Origin of the sequence: Microbacterium sp. MMO-113 (genome assembly GCF_037148555.1) — a bacterium.
GTDB lineage: Bacteria > Actinomycetota > Actinomycetes > Actinomycetales > Microbacteriaceae > Microbacterium.
Map to the genome: position 1 here is coordinate 112,800 of NZ_JBBCTD010000001.1, position 18,428 is coordinate 131,227.

Annotated in this window: 16 protein-coding genes; 5 read left to right on the forward strand and 11 right to left on the reverse strand. The window is 71.0% G+C overall.

Annotation, left to right across the window (positions count from 1 at the left end):
* Positions 1 to 15: 15 nt before the first annotated feature.
* The 7 genes from WFJ36_RS00535 to WFJ36_RS00565 form a co-directional block, all read right to left on the reverse strand.
* Positions 16 to 1,260 (reverse strand): MFS transporter, encoded by a 1,245-nt coding sequence (locus WFJ36_RS00535; RefSeq protein ID WP_336642428.1) that lies wholly within the window; start codon positions 1,258 to 1,260, stop codon positions 16 to 18.
* An 81-nt stretch (positions 1,261 to 1,341) separates the two neighbouring features.
* Positions 1,342 to 2,145, reverse strand: coding sequence for an HpcH/HpaI aldolase family protein (locus tag WFJ36_RS00540; protein ID WP_336642429.1), 804 nt, complete (start codon positions 2,143 to 2,145; stop codon positions 1,342 to 1,344).
* Complete coding sequence (locus tag WFJ36_RS00545; RefSeq protein WP_060922855.1) at positions 2,130 to 2,915, reverse strand: fumarylacetoacetate hydrolase family protein; 786 nt, start codon at positions 2,913 to 2,915, stop codon at positions 2,130 to 2,132. The genes WFJ36_RS00540 and WFJ36_RS00545 overlap by 16 nt, the downstream gene beginning before the upstream one ends.
* Before the next feature lie 9 nt (positions 2,916 to 2,924).
* Complete coding sequence (gene hpaD / locus WFJ36_RS00550; RefSeq protein ID WP_071327423.1) at positions 2,925 to 4,091, reverse strand: 3,4-dihydroxyphenylacetate 2,3-dioxygenase; 1,167 nt, start codon at positions 4,089 to 4,091, stop codon at positions 2,925 to 2,927.
* Positions 4,092 to 4,120: 29 nt separating this feature from the next.
* Positions 4,121 to 5,620, reverse strand: coding sequence for a 5-carboxymethyl-2-hydroxymuconate semialdehyde dehydrogenase (hpaE, locus tag WFJ36_RS00555; RefSeq protein ID WP_136051966.1), 1,500 nt, complete (start codon positions 5,618 to 5,620; stop codon positions 4,121 to 4,123).
* On the reverse strand, positions 5,617 to 6,303 hold the full coding sequence (locus WFJ36_RS00560; protein ID WP_071327421.1) for a GntR family transcriptional regulator: 687 nt from the start codon (positions 6,301 to 6,303) through the stop codon (positions 5,617 to 5,619). Before WFJ36_RS00560 ends, hpaE begins: the two co-directional genes overlap by 4 nt.
* The gene (locus WFJ36_RS00565) at positions 6,300 to 7,772 is read right to left on the reverse strand and encodes a fumarylacetoacetate hydrolase family protein (RefSeq protein WP_071327420.1); all 1,473 of its coding nucleotides are present in this window, start codon (positions 7,770 to 7,772) and stop codon (positions 6,300 to 6,302) included. The genes WFJ36_RS00560 and WFJ36_RS00565 overlap by 4 nt, the downstream gene beginning before the upstream one ends.
* 143 nt (positions 7,773 to 7,915) lie before the next feature.
* Here WFJ36_RS00565 and WFJ36_RS00570 point away from each other — a divergent pair, with 143 nt between their 5' ends.
* Complete coding sequence (locus WFJ36_RS00570; RefSeq protein ID WP_071327419.1) at positions 7,916 to 9,295, forward strand: MFS transporter; 1,380 nt, start codon at positions 7,916 to 7,918, stop codon at positions 9,293 to 9,295.
* A gap of 58 nt (positions 9,296 to 9,353) precedes the next feature.
* On the opposite strand, the gene WFJ36_RS00575 is transcribed toward WFJ36_RS00570, so the two are convergent.
* Positions 9,354 to 10,061, reverse strand: a complete 708-nt coding sequence (locus WFJ36_RS00575) for an IclR family transcriptional regulator (protein ID WP_071327418.1) — start codon at positions 10,059 to 10,061, stop codon at positions 9,354 to 9,356.
* A 129-nt stretch (positions 10,062 to 10,190) separates the two neighbouring features.
* On the opposite strand from WFJ36_RS00575, the gene WFJ36_RS00580 reads away from it, so the two are divergent.
* Both WFJ36_RS00580 and WFJ36_RS00585 read left to right on the forward strand, forming a co-directional pair.
* Positions 10,191 to 12,053: an FAD-dependent monooxygenase gene (locus WFJ36_RS00580; protein WP_071327417.1), complete on the forward strand. Its 1,863-nt coding sequence runs from the start codon at positions 10,191 to 10,193 to the stop codon at positions 12,051 to 12,053.
* A gap of 109 nt (positions 12,054 to 12,162) precedes the next feature.
* The gene (locus WFJ36_RS00585) at positions 12,163 to 12,543 is read left to right on the forward strand and encodes a VOC family protein (RefSeq protein WP_071327416.1); all 381 of its coding nucleotides are present in this window, start codon (positions 12,163 to 12,165) and stop codon (positions 12,541 to 12,543) included.
* 575 nt (positions 12,544 to 13,118) lie between these two features.
* Here WFJ36_RS00585 and WFJ36_RS00590 read toward each other — a convergent pair.
* Together WFJ36_RS00590 and WFJ36_RS00595 are read right to left on the reverse strand one after the other, a co-directional pair.
* On the reverse strand, positions 13,119 to 13,967 hold the full coding sequence (locus WFJ36_RS00590; RefSeq protein ID WP_336642430.1) for a PhzF family phenazine biosynthesis protein: 849 nt from the start codon (positions 13,965 to 13,967) through the stop codon (positions 13,119 to 13,121).
* A 26-nt stretch (positions 13,968 to 13,993) separates the two neighbouring features.
* Positions 13,994 to 15,733, reverse strand: a complete 1,740-nt coding sequence (locus WFJ36_RS00595; protein ID WP_071327414.1) for a thiamine pyrophosphate-binding protein — start codon at positions 15,731 to 15,733, stop codon at positions 13,994 to 13,996.
* A gap of 160 nt (positions 15,734 to 15,893) precedes the next feature.
* Here WFJ36_RS00595 and WFJ36_RS00600 point away from each other — a divergent pair, with 160 nt between their 5' ends.
* On the forward strand, positions 15,894 to 16,403 hold the full coding sequence (locus WFJ36_RS00600; protein WP_071328033.1) for a phosphoribosyltransferase: 510 nt from the start codon (positions 15,894 to 15,896) through the stop codon (positions 16,401 to 16,403).
* Here the strand turns inward: WFJ36_RS00600 and WFJ36_RS00605 are convergent, their stop codons facing one another.
* Positions 16,404 to 17,942, reverse strand: coding sequence for an ATP-dependent DNA ligase (locus tag WFJ36_RS00605; protein WP_336642431.1), 1,539 nt, complete (start codon positions 17,940 to 17,942; stop codon positions 16,404 to 16,406).
* A gap of 101 nt (positions 17,943 to 18,043) precedes the next feature.
* Between WFJ36_RS00605 and WFJ36_RS00610 the strand changes: the two genes are divergently transcribed.
* Positions 18,044 to 18,424: a hypothetical protein gene (locus WFJ36_RS00610; RefSeq protein WP_143049216.1), complete on the forward strand. Its 381-nt coding sequence runs from the start codon at positions 18,044 to 18,046 to the stop codon at positions 18,422 to 18,424.
* Positions 18,425 to 18,428: the final 4 nt, after the last annotated feature.

Consider the following 18,428-nt stretch of genomic DNA (forward strand, 5'->3'; position numbering starts at 1 on the left):
GTCTCGCCGGGATTGCTATGAATCCGCCACTCCCGCGCGCTCCGGGACGGCCGCCGCGGGCCGCCCCATCCGCCACACCGCGGGGACGAGCAGCGTCACCAGGGCGATCGCCGCGTAGAGGACCGCGGAGGTGGTGAGCACGGTGGCCGGCTCCGCGTGCGTCACGAGCCAGCCGTACACGAGCGTGCCGATGGGCATCACGACGAAGCTGCCGAGCATGTCGTAGCTCGCGACCCGCGAGAGCTTCTCCCCGGGGATGTTCTCCATCATCGCGAGGTTCCAGCCGGTCGCGAAGACCTCGGCTCCGGCTCCGGCGATGAACGCCGCCATCGCGAGCAGGACCACGGCCGGGTGCACGCCGAGGAGGGTGAGCGGCAGCGCGAACGCCGCCATCCCGATCATCCCGTAGCGCAGGGGCCGGCGGAGCGGGAACCACATCAGCAGCAGGGTCATCACCAGGACCCCCGCGCCCTCCGCGCTCACGACCCACCCCCAGCCGGAGATGCCGAGGCGATCGTCGTTCTTCGCGATGTACGGACCGACGACGCCCCAGGCACCCACGTGGATCGCGTTCATGATCATGAAGGCCAGCACGATGGTCCACAGCCAGGAGCGGCTCCAGAACTCGTGCCACCCGACTCGGAGGTCGTGGAACATCGTGGTGCCGCCGGAGGCCGCGGGCGGCGGGAGCTTCACGAGCGCGAGGACCGGGATCGCGAGCAGCCACCCCGCCGCCTGCACGACCATGGCCCACGCGGGTCCCGCGGTGGCCACCAGGACCCCGGCGATGACCGGGCCGCCGATCGTGACGGCCGAGCGGACGAACGACAGCATCGCGTTCGCCTGCTGGAGGTGCGCGGGGGTGGTCAGCTGCGGGATGATGCCCTGCATCGCGGGGAGCACGAACGCGGACGAGGCGCCGTTGATCGCGGAGAGCACGGCGAGGAGCGGGACCGTGGCCGTGCCGGTGAACAGCAGAGCGGCCATCGCCCCGACCGACAGGATGTCCACGACGTAGCAGGACTGGATGATGAGGGCGCGGGGGAGGCGGTCGGCGACGACCCCTCCGAACAGGACGAACACGATGTTGCTGATCGTGAAGGCCGCGAGCACGATCGAGAGCGACCGGGCGTCGTTGTCGATCTCGAGCACCGCGAACGCCAGGGCGATGGCCGACATCGAGCCGGTGACGAGCGTCAGGGCGCGCGCGAGGAAGAACCACCGGAAGTTGCGGTCCTGCATCGCCGCCAGTCTGTGCACCGGCTCATCCTTCCCGCCCGCTTCGAATCGCGCAAATGGCCCCATTCCGGCCGCGGATGGAGCCAGGTGCGCGACTCGAAGTCAGTAGCTGGGGCGGCCGGAGGCGTCGGAGCGTGGGAGGAAGCGGGCGGCGAGGGCCTCGGAGGCCCGGGCGAGGAGCGCGACGTCGGCGCCCACGGCCACGAAGTCCGCACCCGCCGCGAGATACGCGTCGGCGGCGGACGGGTCGAAGGCGTTCACACCCACCGGCTTCCCGGCGGCGTGGACCGCGGCGAACACCGACTCGACGGCGGCGACCACGTCGGGATGCGTCTGCTGCCCGAGCAGGCCCATCGACGCGGACAGGTCGGAGGGGCCGACGAACACTGCGTCCACCCCGTCGACCGCGGCGATGTCGGCGGCGGCCTCGACCCCGGCGACCGTCTCGATCTGCACCGTCAGCGACACGTGCTGCGCCGACTCCGGCAGGTAGCGGTCGACGCGGTTCCAGCGGGCGCTGCGGGCGAGGGCGCTGCCGACGCCGCGGACGCCCTCGGGGGGATAGCGGGTCGCGGCCACGGCGGCCCTGGCCTCGTCGGCGGACGACACCATCGGCACGATGAGGTTCTGCGCACCGAGGTCGAGCACCTGCTTGATCGCGACCGCGTCGTTGAAGGGCACCCGGACGAGAGGCGTGATCGGATAGGCCGCGACCGCCTGGAGCTGGGTCAGCACGGACTCGAGCGTGTTCGCCGAGTGCTCCATGTCGATGAGCAGCCAGTCCAGACCGGAACCCGCCGCGACCTCGGCCAGCAGCGGGCTGCCGGAGCACACCCACATTCCCACGAACGGGTGGTCAGAGTCCGCCAACTGCGCGCGGAAGGACGGGTCTAGACGAAGCGGCATGTGATGGTCCCCATCGGTCCGTAGTCGCACAGCACCTCGTCGCCGCGCGACACCCACATCGGGCGTGTGAACGATCCTGCCAGGATGATCTCGCCCGCCTCCAGACGCGCGCCGTGCTGATGGAACTTGTTCGCGAGCCACGCGACCCCGGTGGCGGGGTGGCCGAGCACCCCGGCCGCGACGCCGGTCTCCTCGATCTCCCCGTTGCGCGACAGCACGCCGGGCACCCACCGCAGGTCGATCTCGTCCGGGCGCTTGCGCACCGTCCCCAGCACCATCGCCCCGTACGCGGCGTTGTCGCTGATGGTGTCGACGATCGTGCGGCCCTCGAGCTCGATGTGCGAGTTCAGCACCTCGAGGGCCGGCACGGCGTAGTCGATCGCGGCGAGGGCATCCTCCAGCGTGCAGTCGGGGCCCTCCAGCGGCTCCTTGAGCACGAACGCGAGCTCGACCTCGATGCGGACGTTGGAGAAGTGGTCCGTGGGGATCTCCGCGCCGGATTCGTACACGGTGTCGTCGAACATGACGCCGTAGTCGGGCTCGGTGATCCCCGTCGCCTGCTGCATGGCCTTCGAGGTCAGGCCGATCTTGCGGCCGACCAGCCGACGGCCAGCCGCGACCTGCGAATCCCGCCACACGCCCTGGATGGCGTAGGAGTCCTCCACGGTCGCCTCGGGGTACCGGGCGGTGATGCGCGGGATGACCCCGTGCGTGCGGTCGGCCTCCGCGAGCTCCGCGGCGATCTGCGCGATCGTCTCCTCAGACAGCATGAGCGTCTCCTAGAGCTGGTGGCCGAGCTTGTACTCGCCCTGCTTGTACTCGGGCATCGAGGTCTCGCCCTCGTCCGCGCGGGTGTAGGAGAAGCCGTCGGCGCCGATCGTCACGGCCATCTCGCTGGAGTCCGTGCGGGCGACGACGGGCTGCGGGTTGCCGTCGAGGTCGAGCACGAGCGAGGCGTCGGTGTACCAGGAGGGCACCACCGGGGTGCCCCACCAGTCGCGGCGCTGGTTGTCGTGCACGTCCCAGGTGACGACCGGGTTGTCCGGGTCGCCGGTGTAGTAGTCCTGCGTGTAGATCTCGACGCGGTGGCCGTCGGGGTCGCGCAGGTAGAGGTAGAACGCGTTGGAGACGCCGTGCCGGCCGGGGCCGCGCTCGATGGCGTCCGAGCGGCGCAGCGCCCCGAGCTTGTCGCAGATCGCGAGGATGTTGTGCTTCTCGTGCGTCGCGAAGGCGACGTGGTGCATGCGGGGACCGTCGCCGCCCGTCGCCGCGGTGTCGTGCACGGTGGGCTTGCGGCGCATCCACGCGGCGTACACGGTGCCCTCGTCGTCCTGGATGTCCTCCGTCACGCGGAAGCCGAGGTCCTGGTAGTGGCGCACCGCACGCGGCACGTCGGGGGTGACCTGGTTGAAGTGGTCGAGGCGCACGAGCTCGCCGGGGGTGTGCAGGTCGTACCGCCAGGACAGGCGCTCCACGTGCTCGGTGGCGTAGAAGAACTCGTACGGGAAGCCGAGCGGGTCGACGACGCGCACGGAGTCGCCGATGCCCTTCACGAAGCCGTGCTCCTGACGACGGACGTCGCAGCCGAGCTCCGTGTAGAACTCCACGGCGCGGTCGAGGTCCTCCGCGGCGCGCACCCGGTACGAGAACGCGGCGACGGCGGCGATCGGCCCCTGACGCAGGACGAGGTTGTGGTGGATGAACTCCTCGGTCGAGCGCAGGTAGATCGCCTCGTCGTCCTCCTCGGTCACGTACAGGCCCAGGATGTCGACGTAGAACTGCCGCGAGGCGGCCAGGTCGGTCACGACGAGCTCCATGTACGCGCACCGCAGGATGTCCGGCGGCGTGCTCTTCGGCGTCGCGACGGGGTTGTCGCTCTGGATCGGGGCCTCCTGGCTCACGTAGTAGCCGGAGGAGGTGAGGGTCTTGGCGGTCTTGTCGGTCATGTCAGCGTCCTTGCTTGTGTCCGGGGGCGTCAGTTCTTGCCGAACGTCGGGTTGTGCGGGGTCGAGGCGAGAGTGATGTGCACGCTCTGCTGGTCGGTGTAGAAGTCGATGGAGCGGTAGCCGCCCTCGTGGCCAAGGCCCGACGCCTTCACGCCGCCGAACGGCGTGCGGAGGTCGCGGACGTTGTTGCTGTTCAGCCACACCATGCCGGCCTCGACGGACTGCGCGAACGTGTGGGCGCGCTTGAGGTCGTTCGTCCAGATGTAGGCCGCGAGGCCGTACTTCGTGTTGTTCGCGAGCGCCAGCGCCTCCTCGTCGGAGTCGAACGGGGTGATCGCGACGACCGGGCCGAAGATCTCCTCCTGGAAGATGCGGGCGTCGGGGGCGACGTCGGCGAACACCGTCGGGGCGACGAAGTTCCCCTCCTCGAAGCCCTCGGGACGACCGCCACCGGCGACCAGGCGGCCCTCGGTCTTGCCGATCTCGACGTAGGACATCACCTTGTCGTAGTGCTCGGGGTGCACGAGAGCGCCGACCTCGGTCTCGGGGTCGTGCGGGTAGCCGACCTTGACGCGCTGCGCCTGCGCGGCATAGCGCTCCACGAACTCCTCGTAGATCGAGCGCTCCACGAGGATGCGGGACCCGGCGGTGCAGCGCTCGCCGTTGAGGGAGAAGACGCCGAAGATGGTGGCGTCGACGGCGGCCTCCAGGTCGGCGTCCGCGAAGACCACGGCGGGGGACTTGCCGCCGAGCTCCATCGACAGGCCCTTGAGGAACGGCGCGGCGTTGCCGAAGATGATCTGCCCCGTGCGGCTCTCGCCGGTGAAGGAGATGAGCGGCACGTCGGGGTGCTTCACCAGCGCGTCGCCGGCGTCTTCGCCGAGGCCGTTGACGAGGTTGAAGACGCCCTGCGGCAGGCCTGCCTCCTCGAAGATGCCCGCCCACAGCGAGGCGGACAGGGGCGTGAACTCGGCCGGCTTGAGGACGACCGTGTTGCCGGTGGCGAGCGCGGGGCCGAGCTTCCAGGACTCGAGCATGAACGGCGTGTTCCACGGGGTGATGAGCCCGGCGACGCCGATCGGCTTGCGGTTGACGTAGTTCATCTGCTTGCCCGGCACCTTGAAGGCGTCGTCGGCCTGGGCCACGATCAGGTCGGCGAAGAAGCGGAAGTTCTCGGCGGCGCGGCGGGCCTGACCGAGGGCCTGCGTGATCGGCAGCCCGGAGTCGTACGACTCCAGCTCCGCGAGCCGGGCGTCGCGCGACTCCACGATGTCGGCGATCCGGTGCAGCACGCGCGAGCGCTCGCGGGGGAGCATGCGCGGCCAGGGGCCCTCGTCGAAGGCGCGCTTGGCGGCGGCGACGGCCCGCTCGATGTCGGCCTTCTTGCCGGCGGCGGCCGTCGTGTAGGTCTGGTTCGTCACCGGGTCGAGCACGTCGAACGTGTCGCCGTCGATCGAGTCGACGAAGGCGCCGTCGATGTAGTGCTGGATGTGGTCGGGCAGGTCGGCGGGGATGCGGGAGTCGGTCATGATGCTTCTCCTTCGGCGGGGACGGAACGGGTGTGCAGGGCGTCGAGGAACGCGTCCCTCGTGCGCCACCGGTGGTTGCGGGCGGCGAGCTCGATCTCCAGCGGCTCGGCGCCGTCGCGGATCAGCTCGAGGATCTGGGTGTGCTCGTCGACCGAGTGGTGGGCGCGGCCGGGCACGTAGGCGAAGGTCGAGTCGCGGATGCCGGACAGCCGGGCCCAGCCGCGGTGCACGAGGTCGAGCAGGTGCGGGTTCGGGCACGGCTCGAACAGCACGGAGTGGAACTGCCGGTTGAGCTCGGTGAACGTGTGCGGGTCGAAGTGGTCGAGCAGGCGGCGCATGCGCTCGTTGACCTCCGCGGCCTGCGCGAGCGCGTCCGCGTCGAGCAGGGGAGCGGACAGCGCGGTGGCCGCCCCTTCGACGAGTCCGAGCGTTTGCATGGTGTGGGCGTACTCGCCCTCGTCCACGAGGGTCACGCGGGCGCCGACGTTGCGCTCGAAGGTCACGAGACCCTCGGCCTCCAGGCGCCGGATCGCCTCGCGCACCGGGACCACGCTCATCCCCAGCTCCTCGGCGATCGGACCGAGGACCAGGCGGTAGCCGGGGCCGTAGGTGTGCGCCGAGATGCGCGCGCGGATCCAGGCGTACGCCTGCTCCGACTTGCTGGTGCTCTCGACCGTGCTCACTTCCGCTCCGCTCCGGTGCCGGTCGCCTGCTCGTAGCGGGCGCGCCACTCGGCGTTCATCGGGAAGAGGCCGTCGACCGGGTGCCCGGCGGCGACCTGCTCGGCGATCCAGGCGTCCTCGATCTCCTGGGCCACGGCGTCGGCGGCGACCTCGGCGGCGAGAGCCGGCGGGATCACGATCACGCCGTCGCTGTCGCCGACGATGATGTCGCCGGGCTGCACGGTGGCGCCGCCGCACGAGATCGTCACATCGACGTCCCACGGCACGTGCTTGCGGCCGAGCACCGAGGGGTGCGCGCCCTGCGAGAAGACCGGAAGCCCGATCTCGGCGACGGCCTGGAAGTCGCGGACGCCGCCGTCGGTGACCACGCCCGCCGCGCCGCGGGTCTGCGCGCGCAGGGCGAGGATGTCGCCGAGCGTGCCGGTGGTCGCGTCGCCGCGGGCCTCGATGACGATGACCTCGCCTTCCGCGACCGCGTCGAACGCGCGCTTCTGGGCGTTGTACCCGCCGCCGTGGCTGCGGAAGAGGTCTTCGCGGAACGGCACGAAGCGCAGGGTCTTGGCGGTGCCGACGATCTTCGTACCCGGGAGGTTGGCGGAGACGCCGTCGATGAAGCAGGAGTGGTGTCCGCGCTTGCGCAGCTGTGCCGAAAGGCCGGCGGTGGGGGCTTCGAGAAGCTGGGCGCGGAGCTCAGGGGTGAGTGTGGGCGCGGTGTCCTCGGCAGGCAGGCCGGCGAGCTCGCGGGAGCCCCAGGCCTCGGTGCGCTGGAGGTCGTCCACCGCGGGAAGCGAGCCGAGGTCGCCATCGAAGGGGACATCCCCCTGCGTGACCGTCGTGATCAGGCGGCCGGAGGTGGGGGCCCCGGGGGCGTCCGGGGCGTCGACCTCGATCTCGACCACGTCCCCGGGGACGATGACCGACGAGCCCGCGGGGGTGCCGGTCAGGATCACGTCGCCGGTCTCCAGCGTGAAGTGCTGGGAGAGGTCGGCGACGAGCTGGGCCAGCGGGAAGATGAGCCCGGCGGTGGTGTCGTCCTGGCGGAGCTCGCCGTTCACCCAGGCGCGCACGCGGAGGGCCGCCGGATCGACCGTGCGGGCGTCGATCAGCTCCGGGCCGAGCGGGGTGTACCCGTCGCCGCCCTTGGAGCGGACGTTGGAGCCCTTGTCGTTGGCGCGCAGATCGTAGAGGCCGAGGTCGTTCGAGGCGGTCACCCACTGCACGTGGTCCCAGGCGTCGGCGAGGGCGACCCGGCGGGCCGGGGCGCCGATGATCAGCGCGATCTCCCCTTCGAACGCGAGCAGCTCGGTGCCGGCGGGACGCTCGACGGTGCCGCCGGAAACCCCGACCGAACTGGCCGGCTTGAAGAAATAGGAGGGGTGGGCGGGGCGTCGACCGCGCTGGTCGGCCCGCGAGGCGTAGCTCAGGTGGATCGCGATGATCTTCCCCGGGCGGGCGATGGTGTCCGTCACGGATGCGCCTCCTCGCGCTCGTCAGGACGCGTTGTGCGTCGTATCCGAAATCATATATCATCGTCTCACCCCTCGGCAAGCAGATCGGATTCACGTCCGGGCGCGCCGTGACAACGCGGTCACAAGCACAAAGGAGACACCCCATGAGCGGGCAGTCACAGGGTGGGTTCACGCCCACCGGAACCATCGCGACGGCGGCCGACCGGCGTCGTGTCGTCTTCGCCACCGTCGTCGGGACCACCGTCGAGTGGTACGACTTCTTCATCTACGCCACGGCGGTCGGGCTCGTCTTCGGACAGCTCTTCTTCGCGCCGCTCGGCGCCAACAGCGCTCTCGTCGGCTTCGCCACGGTCGGTGTGAGCTTCCTCTTCCGTCCCCTCGGCGCGTTCCTCGCGGGCCACTACGGCGACAAGCTCGGCCGCAAGGTCGTGCTGATGTGGACGCTGATCCTGATGGGCGCCGCCACCGCGCTGATCGGTGTGCTGCCGACCTACGAGACCATCGGCGTGATGGCCCCGGTGCTGCTCGTGCTCCTGCGCATCGTGCAGGGCATCTCGGCCGGCGGCGAGTGGGGCGGCGCGGTGCTGATGGCCGTCGAGCACGCCCCGCGGAAGAAGCGCGGCATCTTCGGCGCCTCCCCGCAGATCGGCGTGCCGCTCGGGCTGCTGCTCGCTTCGGGCGTCATGGCGCTGATGACCGCGATCGCTCCGGGAGACCAGTTCCTCGCGTGGGGCTGGCGCGTGCCGTTCCTGCTGAGTGTCGTGCTGATCCTCGTCGGCTACTACGTCCGGCGTCGCGTGGAGGAGAGCCCGGTCTTCGCCGAGCTCGCCGAGCGCAAGGAGAAGGCGAAGATGCCGATCGTGCAGCTGTTCCGCAAGCACGCGCTGCTCGTGATCATCGCGGCGCTGGTCTTCGCCGGGAACAACGCCGTCGGCTACATGACCACCGGCGGCTACATCCAGGGTTACGCGACCGACCCCGAGGGGCCGATCGGCCTCGAGCGTGGACCCGTGCTGTGGGCCGTCACCGGCTCGGCGGTCACGTGGCTGCTCACGACCCTGCTCGCCGGATGGGTGTCGGACCGCCTCGGCCGCCGCACGACCTACCTGATCGGCTGGGTGCTGCAGCTGGTCGGCGTGTTCACGCTGTTCCCGCTCGTCAACACCGGCGAGATCGGCCTGCTGTTCGCGGGGCTCGCGATCCTCACCATCGGTCTCGGCTTCACGTACGGCCCGCAGGCCGCGCTGTACACCGAGCTGTTCCCGGCCAGCATCCGCTTCTCCGGCGTCTCGATCTCCTACGCGATCGGCGCGATCGCCGGTGGGGCGTTCGCGCCGCTCATCGCCACGGCGATCGTGAAGGCCACCGGGTCGACCGACGCGGTCACCTGGTACCTCGCCGGCATGACCGCGCTGGGGCTCATCGCGACGCTCCTGCTGCGCGATCGCTCCGGCATCCCGCTCGGCCCGGATCACGAGGAGGAGCAGTCGGTCAGTCCGATCCGCGGGCTCGCGAAGGTCTGACCTCCCTGCCACGAGAGCGCACGTCCCCTGAGGGGCGTGCGCTCTCGTGCGTCCCCGCTCAGCCGTCGAGGGCCTCGCGGATGAGGTCGGCGGAACGCCGGAGCCGCGCGGCGATCTCCTCGTCGTCCAGGTCGGCTGCGACGTGCACGACCGCGATCGCGGCGGGACGCTGGCCGCGCAGACGCAGCGGGACGGCGACGGACTGCACCGTGGGGATGACCTCGTCGTGGCTCGTGGCATAACCGCGTGCGGCGGCGGTGTCGACGTCGGCGCGCAGGGCGGGGGCGATGTCGACGGGCACCTCCGTTGCGTCGAGTTGCGCGAGGATCGCCTTCCCGGGGGCGCCGACCGTGACGGAGTGCCGTGCGCCGGGGCGCTGGGCGACGCTGGCGACGGCGTGTCGCGGCTCGACGCTGGCGAGCGTGATGCACTCGGCCCCGTCGAGGACGGCGAGGAAGCAGGTCATGCCGAGCTCGTTCGCGATGGCGGTGAGCTCCGGCAGGGCCTCGGCCTGGAGGTCGTGGGCGACGCCGGCGGCGAGAGCGGCCATGCGGGCGCCGAGGCTCACGGCGCCGCTCGCGTCGCGGATCACGAGACCGTGATCCTCGAGGGTGCGGAGGAGGCGGTAGGCGATGGAGCGATGCACCTCGAGGCGTCCGGCGATGTCGTCGATGGTCAGCGCGCCGCGGGCGTCGGCGAGCACCTCGAGGATGCGGATGCCGCGGCTCAGCGTCTGCGAGGCGGGGGCGGCGGGGCGCTCGGACATGGCTCTCCTTGCGATGCGCGAGGCACCGGTCTAGGCTGTGTTCAATAGTAGAACACTGTGTTCGAATATAGAACACTGCGTTCCTGGACGCAACACCCGACGAAGACGTCCGGAAGGAAATCGACGACGATGCAGTTCCACCACCACGGCTATGTGTCCGGAGACCCGCGCGTGCAGGACGCCGCCGGCACCGGGATCGACCGCCCCGCTTCCCTGCCCGACGAGGTCGACGTCCTCATCGTCGGCTCCGGCCCCGCGGGCATGCTGCTCGCGGCGCAGATGTCGCAGTACCCCGACATCACGACCCGCATCATCGAGAAGCGCGAGGGTCGCCTCGTCCTCGGGCAGGCCGACGGCATCCAGCCGCGCAGCGTGGAGACCTTCCAGGCCTTCGGCTTCGCCGAGCGCATCATCGCCGAGGCCTACAACATCGGCTGGATGAACTTCTGGGGCCCCGACCCCGAGCACCCCGATCGGATCGTGCGGACCACCCGCACCGCCGACTACGCCTACGACATCTGCGAGTTCCCGCACCTCATCGTCAACCAGGCCCGCGTGCTCGACTACTTTGCCGAGGCGGCGGCAGACGGCCCCGGACGGATCGTGCCGGACTACGGCGTCGAGTTCCTCGGGCTCACCGTGCGCGAGGAGGGCGAGTACCCGGTCGAGGTGCGCGTCCGCCATGTCGGGGAAGCGGACGAGCGCGTGGTCCGGGCGAAGTACGTGGTGGGCTGCGACGGCGCCCGCAGCGGGGTGCGGCAGGCGATCGGCCGCACGCACGTGGGCGCGAGCGCCGCGCACGCCTGGGGCGTCATGGACGTGCTCGTCAACACCGACTTCCCGGACTGGCGCACCAAGTGCGCGATCAACTCGAAGGCCGGCAACATCCTGCACATCCCGCGGGAGGGCGGCTACCTCAGCCGCATGTACATCGACCTCGGCGAGGTCGCGGCGGACGACGATCACCGCGTGCGGCAGACGCCCATCGAGGAGATCATCCGCCGCGCCAACGCGATCCTCCACCCCTACACGCTCGACGTGAAGCAGGTCGCCTGGCACAGCGTCTACGAGGTCGGCCACCGCGTGACCGACGGCTTCGACGACGTGGACCCCGGCGCCGACCGCAGTCCGCGCGTCTTCCTCACCGGCGACGCCTGCCACACCCACAGCGCGAAGGCCGGCCAGGGCATGAACGTGTCGATGCAGGACGGGTTCAACCTCGGCTGGAAGCTCGGTTCCGTGCTGAGCGGCCGTGCGCCCGAGGCGCTGCTCGCCACGTACGGCGCCGAGCGTCGTCCCGTCGCGCAGCAGCTCATCGACTTCGACCGCGAGTGGTCCAGCCTCATGGCGCGCAAGCCCGAGGAGATCTCCGACCCGAACGAGCTGGCCACGTACTACCTCGCGACGGCCGAGTTCCCGTCCGGGTTCATGACCCAGTACACGTCCTCCATGATCACCGGCACGGACGCGCACCAGGCGCTCGCGGTCGGGTATCCGTTGGGCAAGCGCTTCAAGTCGGCGGAAGTCGTGCGGGTCGGGGACGGCAACGTCGTCCACCTCGGACACCACGCGAAGGCCGACGGCCGCTGGCGGGTCTACGCGTTCGGCGACCGCACCGGCGAGGCACTCGCCGCGTGGGCGGAGGAGGCGGCGCCCGTGTTCGCACGGTTCACCCCGGCGGACGCCGACGCCGACGCCGTGTTCGACGTGAAGGCCGTGTACCAGCAGCCCTTCGAGGAGGTCGAGGTCACGACGACGCCCGAGCTCTTCCAGCCGAAGACCGGCCCGCTCGGACTCACCGACTGGGAGAAGGTCTACGCGGCCGGCCCGAGCAAGTGGTGCGGCACGGACATCTTCGAGGCGCGGGAGCTGTCCCGTGACGGCGTCGTGATCGTCGTGCGTCCGGACCAGTACGTCGCCGCGATCCTCCCGCTGGACGGGGTGGACGAGCTGGCGGGCTTCCTGGACGGGGCGCTGCTGCCCGCGCGCTGAGGTCTCCGGGTGCTGAGGTCTCCGGGCGTCCGGCGCCTCTGGCGGGTGTCGGAGGCCGCGCGTACTGTGAGGGCCGACGGGTGACGGAGCCCGACAGGAGGAGTGCGTGATGGACTGGAAGATCGAACTCATCTTCGTGCCGGTCAGCGATGTCGACCGGGCGAAGGACTTCTACGTGAAGATCGGCTTCCACGCCGACCATGATCAGGTGCCGTACGAGGGCCTGCGGTTCGTGCAGATGACCCCGCCGGGATCGGCCTGCTCGATCGCCTTCGGCACGGGGCTGGACACCGGCCTGGCACCGGGGCAGCAGAACACCATCCAGGTGGTCGTCCCCGACGCCGACGAGGCTCTCGCGCACCTGCGGGGTCTCGGTGTGGAGGCCGAGGGTGTGGACGAGCAGGACTGGGGCCGCTTCGTGCGTTTCGACGACCCCGACGGCAACACCTGGACCCTGCAGGAGCTCCCGGACTACAGCGCCCAGGGGTGACGACGATCCCCGGGCCGGGGCGGGGTCGTGTGCCGTCACAGATGCACGACCTCGGGACGGATGCACGACCGGAAACACTGTGTGGTCGTGCAGATGGAACGGAGTCGTGCAGGTGTAGGTGGGCTCGGCACGCTGGTCCCGTGTCGGGGCGGAGATGCACGACTGGGGACGAGTGCACGACCAGTGGTGAGTGCACGACCAGTGGTGAGTCGTGGTCGGGCACCCGTCACCGTGTCGTCCTCCTGTGCGTCATGCCCACGTGTGCCGTATGTCGCGCCCGGGCGGTCGATGTCTCGTCGGCCGCGACGGATGCACGACCGGGCGACGGATGCACGACCTCGGGCGGGTACCGGTCGTGCAGACGGCCCCGGGTCGTGCAGGTGGAACCAGGGACGTGCAGAGTGGAACCGGGGACGTCCGCGCGGAACCAGGTCGTGCGGGTGTGCCAGTCAGGAAGTGCCGGAGTCGGGAGACGGGTGCACGACCGGGTGACGGATGCACGACGGGGGGAGGGGGTGTGGTCGTGCGAGCGGAACCGAGTCGTGCGCGCGGTCCGGGATCAGGGACGCCGGGGATCAGGGGAGGCGCGTGGCTCCGCCCGACACGACGAGGCCGCCGGAGCCCGGGATCGCGACGCGGAGTTCGCTCGGGCGGCCGACGTGGGCACCCTGACGGATGCGGACGGTGTCGCCCGGATAACCCTGCGCGCGGAGGTAGGCGCCGACCGAAGCGGCTGCGGACCCCGTCGCCGGATCCTCGGTGATGCGGCCCACGGGGAAGAGGTTGCGGGCCTCGATCTCGGCCGGATCCTCGGCGTGCAGCACCGTCACCGTGCCCTGCCAGCCCTGTGCGCGCATGAGGGCCGCCACGTCGGCGGGGGAGAAGCGGAACTGCTGGAAGAGCTCCCGGTCGGCGACGAAGACGATCGGATGCCAATTGCCCGCGAACGCCTCGCGGACCGGGAAGCGCGGGTCGACATCGGCCGGCTCCATCCCGAGGAGCGCGAGGAGGCGGTCCCGCACGACGAGGTCGAGGTCGCGGACCTCCGGCTCGACGCTCGTGAACGACACCGTGACCCGGCCGTCCGCGTCCGCGAAGGACTCCATCGACACGTCTCCGGCCGCGGTCGCGAACACGACCGTCCCCGGACCCTGCCGCTCGGCGAGGGCCACCGCGGTCGCGACGGTCGCATGCCCGCAGAACGGCACCTCCGCAGCCGGCGACCAGTAGCGCACGCGGAAACGGGAGCCGTCCGCCGCGGCGTCCTGCACGAACGCGGTCTCCGAGTAGCCGACCTCGGCCGCGATCCGCTGCATGTCCGCCTCGTCGAGCCCGTCCGCGTCGAAGACGACCCCGGCGGGGTTGCCGCCGTCCGGCGTCGCGGCGAAGGCGCTGTAGCGCAGGACCTCAGGAGCATCCGTCATTCCGGGAGCCTATCGGCCCGCACAGGTCAGGAGTTCACGCGGATGATCTCCTGCTGGTACGGCGCGATCACGTCGCCGGAGATCCGGAGGTCGAGGACGAGGAAGCGTCGGGTCGCCGGGTCCTCCTCGGCCCACGCGGCGAGGCGATCCAGGTCGCCGAGCGTCCGCACGACGACGCCCTCGGCGCCGACCGCGGCCCCGAACGCGGCGAAGTCGACCTCGGGGATGCGCATCGGACCCTCGGCCAGGCCCTTCAGTCCGTAGAGGTTGACCTCGGCCCCGTACGCGGCGTCGTTCCAGACCACGGCCATGCCGCGGCCGCCCGCCGCCCGCACGGCCGATTCGAGGTCGGCGATGGCCATGAGACCGCCGCCGTCGCCGGAGGTGAGCACGATGGTCGCGTCCCGACGGGCGAGGGCCGCGCCCACCACGCTGGGCCAGCCCTGTCCGATCGACTGGAACGCGGTGCCGATCATCATCATCCGGTCGGGCGCGGCGACCGGCCAGTACATGTTCGCCCAGCCGATGAAGTGCCCGCCGTCCGAGACCACGACGCGGTCGTCGGGGAGGAGCTCGGCGATCCGGCGCGCGGCGGAACGCGGGTCGAGGCGGCCGTCCGGCGCGAGCTCGTCCCCGGGCTCGTACGCACGGGCCGCGGCGACATCGACCGTCTCCCGCCACGGGCGGGTGGGCACAGCTGCGGAGCCTGCGCCCGACACGCCGCCAGAGGCGGGGGTGGCCCCGGCGAGTCCTGTGGCATCTCCGAAGGTGTGCCCGGGGGAGGAGGGGGAGGAGAGGCGGGCGACGAGGGCCTCGGCGGCGAGACGGGCATCGGCGCGCACGAAGCCGCCGACGTGGGCGTGCGTGGCGGCCGGAGCGGTGTCGATCTGGAACACCCGGGTGCCCGGGGCGAAGAGGTCGCCGAAGCGCATCGTGAACTGGTTAAGGCTGGCGCCGAAGACCACCGCGACGTCGGCCGTCCGCACGAGCTCCATCGCCCCCTCGGCGCCGAAGCCGCCGGTGACACCGAGGTCGTACCGGGCGTCCGGGAAGATGCCGCGGCCGAGGGCGGAGGAGGCGGTGAGGGCCCCGGTCTGTGCGGCAAGCGCCCCGAGAGCCTCGCCGGCGCCGGCCAGCCAGGCCCCGCGCCCGGCGAGGAGGAACGGACGCTCGGCGTCGCGCAGGGCGGCGGCGATCTCATCCAGCATGCCCTCGGCGAAGTCCCCCCGCGGGGCGAGCGGCGCGGGGAGCCGGGGCGCCGGGGCCGCAGGCACCGCACCGGCTTCGAGGGCGGCGACGTCGTAGGGGATGGCGAGCACCACGGGCACGCGATAGGTGAGGGCGTGCTCGACGGCGATGACGGTGGTCGCGGCGGCATCGGTCCGCCCGACGGTGTAGGTGCGGGCGCCGACGGCCGAGGCCAGAGCGATCTGGTCCACGTCCCACGGCCGCGGACCCGAGGTCGGCTCGTCGCCCACCACGAGGACGAGCGGCACGTGCGCCTGCACGGCCTCGGCCAGCGCCGTGATCGTGTTCGTGAAGCCGGCGCCGTAGGTGGAGGTGCCCGCGGCGATGCGGCCGGAGGCGCGGAAGTGCGCGTCGGCCGCGACGACCGCGCCCTGCTCGTGGCGGACGGCGGTGAAGGTGGCGTCGGTCTGCGTCTCGAGGGCGTCGAGGAAGTAGGCGTTGCCGTTGCCCATGACGCCGAAGACGGCATCGACGTGCTGGGCGAGGGTGAGGGCGACGTGCGCGGAGACGGAGGGCATGGGGAAGCCTTTCGAGACAGGGACGGAGAAGGGGAATCCGTATGTGTCTCGCCCTCGCGGCGATGCGAGGTGCTTCGTGCCTCTTTTTCAGGCACCGGCGGGGCCGGACCTGCTCAGTCTAGCGGCGGCTCGGACGGAGCGGATGCGCGAGAATGGACCGATGACGGATGCATCGATCGAGCGCGAGACGCTCACGTGGGACGGCTTCGGCGCGGCGACGCGCGATCTGGCGCGGAACATCATCGCGACGGGCTTCGAGCCGGAGGTCGTGGTGGCGATCGCGCGCGGCGGCCTGCTCCCGGCCGGCGCCATCGCGTACGGACTCGGCGTGAAGAACTGCGGCGCCATCAACGTCGAGTTCTACACCGGCATCGGGACCGTGCTGGACGCCCCGGAGGTGCTGCCGCCCGAGCTCGACATGGCCTATCTCGACGGCCGCCGCGTGCTGCTCGTGGACGATGTCGCCGACTCCGGTCGCACGCTGGCGCTCGCGGTCCGGCTGCTGCAGGAGAAGGGCGCCGACGTGCGCTCGGTCACGATCTACACGAAGCCCTCGACGATCATCCAGCCGGACTTCGCGTGGAAGGACACCGACCTCTGGATCGACTTCCCCTGGTCGTTCCGCGGCACGGTGCGTCAGGAGGACGAAGGACTCCCGCCCACGGCCTGATCAGGCGTCGTCCGTCGCACCCCGCCGCAGGGCCAGGAGCGTCTGGATCGTGTCGGCCTCCGCAGCGGTCTTGTCCGGACGGTAGCCCTTGACCCTGGCGAAGCGGAGGGCGAGGCCGCCGGGGTAACGCGGGGACCGCTGCACGCCGTCGATCGCGATCTCGACCACGAGCTCCGGCCGGAGGAACACCGTCGACGCGGAGCGATGGGTCTCGTGCGCCGGGAACTCGTCGGTCTGCCACTGCAGCAGCGCGTCAGTGAGGCCCTTGAACGTCTTGCCCACCATCACGAACCCGCCGGGTTCGCCGAAGCCGCCGCCCGGGTCCCGCGCGCCGAGGTGCAGGTTCGACAGCCATCCGCGGCGGCGCCCCGACCCCCACTCGGCGCCGAGCACGACGAGGTCGAACGTGAGGACAGGTTTCACCTTGACCCACGATTTGCCGCGACGGCCGGCGGTGTAGGTCGAGTCGATGCCCTTGACGAGCACACCTTCGTGACCGGCTGCGAGAGCCTCGCGAGAGAGCTGCTCGGCGGCCTCGGGGTCAGCAGTGACGATGCCGGGCATGCGCCACTCGCCGGCCACCCGCTCGAGTTCGGCGAGACGCACCGCCAGGGGCTGGTCGATGAGGTCGCGACCGTCGACGTGGAGCACGTCGAAGAACCAGGGGCGGAGCGCGAGCTCCCTGGCGGCGTCGGCGCCGAAGCGCGACATGGTGTCCTGGAACGGGCGGGGGCCGCCGTCTTCATCGAGCGACAGCGTCTCGCCGTCGAGGATCACATCGTCGACGGGAAGGCGGCGGACGATCTCCACGAGTTCTGGGACCCGATGTGTCACGTCGGCAAGGCTGCGGGTGAAGACGCTGACGGCGTCGCCGTGGCGGTGCACCTGGATTCGAGCACCGTCGAGCTTGTACTCGACCGATGCCTCGCCGGTGAGCGCGAGGGCAGCGGTCGGAGTCGCCGCTGTGCCGGCGAGCATGGGAAGGACGGGGCGTCCGACCGCGAGGCCGACCGCGTCGAGCTCCTCTGCTGCGCCCGTGAGCGCCACCACAGCCGTCTCGCCGAGGTCCCCCGACAGCATCGCAGCGCGTCGCACGATGTCGGCCGGGCGAGCGGACGCTCTGGCAACAGCCTCGAGCAGCACTCCGGCAAGGGCGCCGGTGCGCAGCTCGCCGAGCAGGGATCGGGAGAGGAAGTCCCACTCGGGAGCTGTCGAGCGCGAGGCGAGATCGGTGAGGACGCGGATGCGCGCGGCGGCCGACCCGGAACCCGATGCCGCTGCCAACCCCTCGAGAGCAGCGTCCACGTCGGTGAGGGTCAGTACCGGATCGTCGGTGTGCGGCGCGTCCAGCGCCGACAGCCCGCGCCATCCGATACCCAATTTGCCCTGTCGCGGTGCCGCGAGGAGGAGACCGACGAGAACGGGCAGCTCCGCGGCTTCCGCCCGCGAGAGCAGGGTCGCGAGGGCGTCGATCTTCGCGAGGCGTGAGGAGGTGGACGCGACCATCTCGGCGGTGGCGGCGACGTCAGCGAGCTTCATCCCCGCAGTCTGGCACCGCGGACGGACATCAGCCCAGGCCCTTGCGCCACGATGTCCCCGCCGCATGCCACACTGGGCGAATGCTCGTCGAGACCGCTGACATGGGAAGACGCACGCTCGGCGAACCGCTCGCGATCCGCGGCGCCGAGGGTGACCTCACTCTTCGCGCGCTGCTGCGCATTCTCGTCGATCACGAACTCGCGGAGTACGCGTCGCATCGCGAGAGATCGGCGGCGCTGCAGATCCTCACGCCTGCCGACCTCGTGCGGGGAGCCGAGAGGGGGCGTTACGGGAACGAGGGGCGCGAGCTGCCACCAGCGCCGGCCCTCGACGACGCCCATGCGAGGGCGATCGAGGCCTTTGACGACCAGCTCTTCTTCGCCTTCCTCGACGATGTCCGGATCACGGACCTTGACGCCACCCATGCGATCGGACCGTACTCCCGCCTTCGGCTGGTGCGCCTCGTCGCTCTGACCGGATAGGACT